1 protein-coding gene is annotated in these 3,463 nt (G+C 73.9%); it reads left to right on the top strand.

All coding sequences use genetic code 11. The features are described from left to right. The coding region (locus IFT36_RS15615) for an Lhr family ATP-dependent helicase (RefSeq protein ID WP_200413612.1) at positions 1–3,463 on the top strand (3,463 nt) is incomplete at both ends.

The following is a 3,463-nucleotide window of genomic DNA, read 5'->3' as shown; positions in this document are numbered from 1 at the left end:
GACCCCTTCGCCCCGGCACCCGCCGCGCAGCGCAACCCGGCGGTCGGCGGCGGGGCGCCGGCCCAGCTCATGGGCGGCTCGGGGCAGACCGCCGGCAGCGATCCCCTGCTCGCCCGGGCCCACCACGGCTCGGTGTCGAAAGACCAACGAGCCCTCATCGAGGACGACCTCAAGAGCGGCCGACTGCGCTGCGTCGTCGCCACGAGCTCGCTCGAGCTCGGCATCGACATGGGTGCGGTCGACCTGGTCATCCAGGTCGAGTCGCCGCCGTCGGTCGCCAGCGGCCTGCAACGCGTCGGCCGCGCCGGGCACCAGGTCGGCGAAACCTCCCGCGGCGTCCTGTTCCCCAAGCACCGGGCCGACCTGATCCACTCCGCCGTCGCCGCCGAGCGCATGGTCGCCGGGCTCATCGAAGAGCTGCGCGTGCCGACCAACCCCCTCGACGTGCTGGCCCAGCAGACCGTCGCGGCCGTGGCGCTCGACGAACTCGACGCCGACGCCTGGTTCGACACCGTGCGCCGCAGCGCCCCGTTCGCCACCCTGCCGCGCTCCGCCTTCGACGCCACCCTCGACCTGCTCAGCGGCAAGTACCCCTCCGACGAGTTCGCCGAGCTGCGACCCCGCATCGTCTGGGACCGCGTGCACGGCACCCTGACCGGGCGCCCCGGGGCCCAACGCCTCGCGGTGACGAGCGGGGGCACCATCCCCGACCGGGGACTGTTCGGCGTCTTCATGGTCGGCGAGAAGGCTGCCCGCGTCGGCGAACTCGACGAAGAGATGGTCTACGAGTCCCGGGTCGGCGACGTGTTCGCCCTCGGGGCCACGAGCTGGCGCATCGAGGACATCACGCACGACCGCGTGCTCGTCTCGCCCGCCTACGGCCAGCCCGGTCGCGTCCCCTTCTGGAAGGGCGACGGCATCGGCCGCCCGGCCGAGCTCGGCAAGGCCATCGGCGGCTACGTGCGCGAACTGTCGAACTCGAGCGAGGCCGACGCCACCACCCGCGTCGCCGCCGGTGGGCTCGACGAGCGGGCGGCACGCAACCTCATCGCGTTCCTCGGCGAGCAGAAGGCCGCCACGTCGTACGTGCCGACCGACACCACCCTCGTGGTCGAGCGCTTCCGCGACGAGCTCGGCGACTGGCGCCTCATCCTGCACTCCCCCTACGGCATGCAGGTGCACGCGCCGTGGGCACTGGCGGTCTCGGCCCGCATCCGCGACCAGCTCGGGGTCGACGGCGGGGCCATGGCTGCCGACGACGGCATCGTCGTGCGCATCCCCGACACCGACGCCGAGCCTCCCGGGGCCGAGCTGTTCTCGTTCGAGCTCGACGACCTCGACGAGATCGTCACCGAAGAGGTCGGCGGCTCCGCCCTGTTCTCGTCACGCTTCCGCGAGTGCGCCGCCCGGGCCCTGCTGCTGCCTCGGTACAACCCCGGCAAGCGGTCGCCGCTCTGGCAGCAGCGTCAGCGCTCGTCGCAGCTGCTCGACGTCGCCCGCAAGTACCCGCAGTTCCCGATCGTGCTCGAGGCCGTGCGCGAGGTGCTGCAGGACGTGTACGACCTGCCGGCCCTGATGAGCCTCACCCGCGACCTCGCCAGCCGCACCGTGCGCATCGTCGAGACCGAGACCGAGGTGCCCTCGCCCTTCGCCCGGTCGCTGCTCTTCGGCTACGTCGCGGCCTTCATGTACGAAGGCGACTCACCGCTCGCCGAGCGTCGTGCGGCCGCCCTGTCGCTCGACTCGAGCCTGTTGCAAGAGCTGCTCGGCCGGGCCGAGCTGCGCGAGCTGCTCGACGCCGACGTCATCGACCAGCACGAGCTCGAACTGCAGCGCCTCGCCCCCGACCGCCGGGCCCGCGACATCGAGGGCGTCGTCGACCTGTTGCGACTGCTCGGCCCGCTGACCACCGACGAGATCATCGACCGCAGCTGGCTCGCGGCCACCCTCGTCGCCGGCGACGTGTCCGCCCGCGACGACGCCCACCGCGCGCTCGAGACCGCCCTGACCGACCTCGCCTGGTCGAACCGCGTCCTGCGCTTCACCCACGCCGGCACGGTGCGCTGGGCCGGCATCGAGGACGCCTCGCGCCTCCGTGACGCCCTCGGCGTCGCCCTGCCGATCGGCGTGCCGACCGCCTTCGTCGAACCGGTCGACGACCCGCTGGGCGACCTCATCGGCCGGTTCGCCCGCACCCACGGCCCCTTCACTCCCGCCATGGTGGCCGACCGTCTCGGCCTCGGCACCGCCGTCGTGATGGACACCCTGCGGAAGCTCGCCACCCAGCGTCGCGTCGTCGAGGGCGAGTTCCGGCCCCGGCAGCAGGGCAGCGAGTGGTGCGACTCCGAGGTGCTGCGCCGACTGCGCGGCAAGTCGCTGGCCGCGCTCCGGCACGAGGTCGAGCCCGTCGCCCCCGAGACGCTCGGGCGTTTCCTGCCCGCCTGGCAGCACGTCGCCACCGGGCTCAAAGGGTCGGGGCTGCGCGGCCTCGACGGCGTCGTGCAGGTCGTCGACCAGCTCAGTGGGGTCTCGCTGCCCGCCTCGGCCTGGGAGTCCCTGATCCTGCCGGCCCGCGTGACCGACTACAACCCGTCGATGCTCGACGAGCTCACGGCCACCGGCGACGTCATCTGGTCCGGCACCGGCACCCTGCCCGGCAACGACGGCTGGGTCAGCCTGCACCTCGCCGACGGAGCCCAGGTCACCCTGCCCGAGCCGTCCGGAGCCGAGACCGACGACCTGCAGCGCGAGGTGCTGGCGGCCCTGGCCGGTGGCGGGGCGTACTTCTTCCGCCAGTTGTCGGACGCCGTGGGCAGCACCGACGACGACGCCCTGGTCACCGCGATCTGGCAGCTCGTCTGGGCCGGGCAGATCACCAACGACACGTTCGCGCCCCTGCGCACCCAGGTGGGCGGCGGACGCACGCCGAGGCCGCGCACCCCGACGCGGTCGCGCTCGTCGTACCGCAGCCGCGGCCGGGTCGCCATGCCTCGACAGGCGGGCCCGCCCACCGTCGGCGGCCGCTGGTCGCTGTTGCCGCTGGCCGAACCCGACGGCACCGTGCGCGCCGCCGCGACGGCCGAGATCCTCCTCGAACGTCACGGCGTCGTCACCCGCGGCGCCGTCGTCAACGAGGGCGTCCGTGGCGGCTTCTCGACGGCCTACAAGGTGCTCAGCGGCTTCGAAGAGACGGGGCGGGCCCGACGGGGCTACTTCGTCGAGGGCCTCGGGGCGGCCCAGTTCGCGACCGGGCCCACGGTCGACCGCCTGCGGTCGTTCGTGCGCGACGAGGGCGACCGCCGCGACGACGACACCCTCGTCGCCGCGGGTCGTCAGCGCGACGTGCCCGTGGTGACCCTGGCCGCCACCGACCCGGCGAACCCCTACGGGGCGGCCCTGCCCTGGCCCGGGCAGACGCTCGACGGCGCCTCCGCCGACGAGGCCGCGGCCGTGGCGAGCGCGG

Origin of the sequence: Frigoribacterium sp. CFBP 13605 (genome assembly GCF_014839405.1) — a bacterium.
Lineage (GTDB): Bacteria > Actinomycetota > Actinomycetes > Actinomycetales > Microbacteriaceae > Frigoribacterium.
Note: the sequence above shows the minus strand (reverse complement) of the source record. Positions and strands in the feature narration are given on the sequence as shown.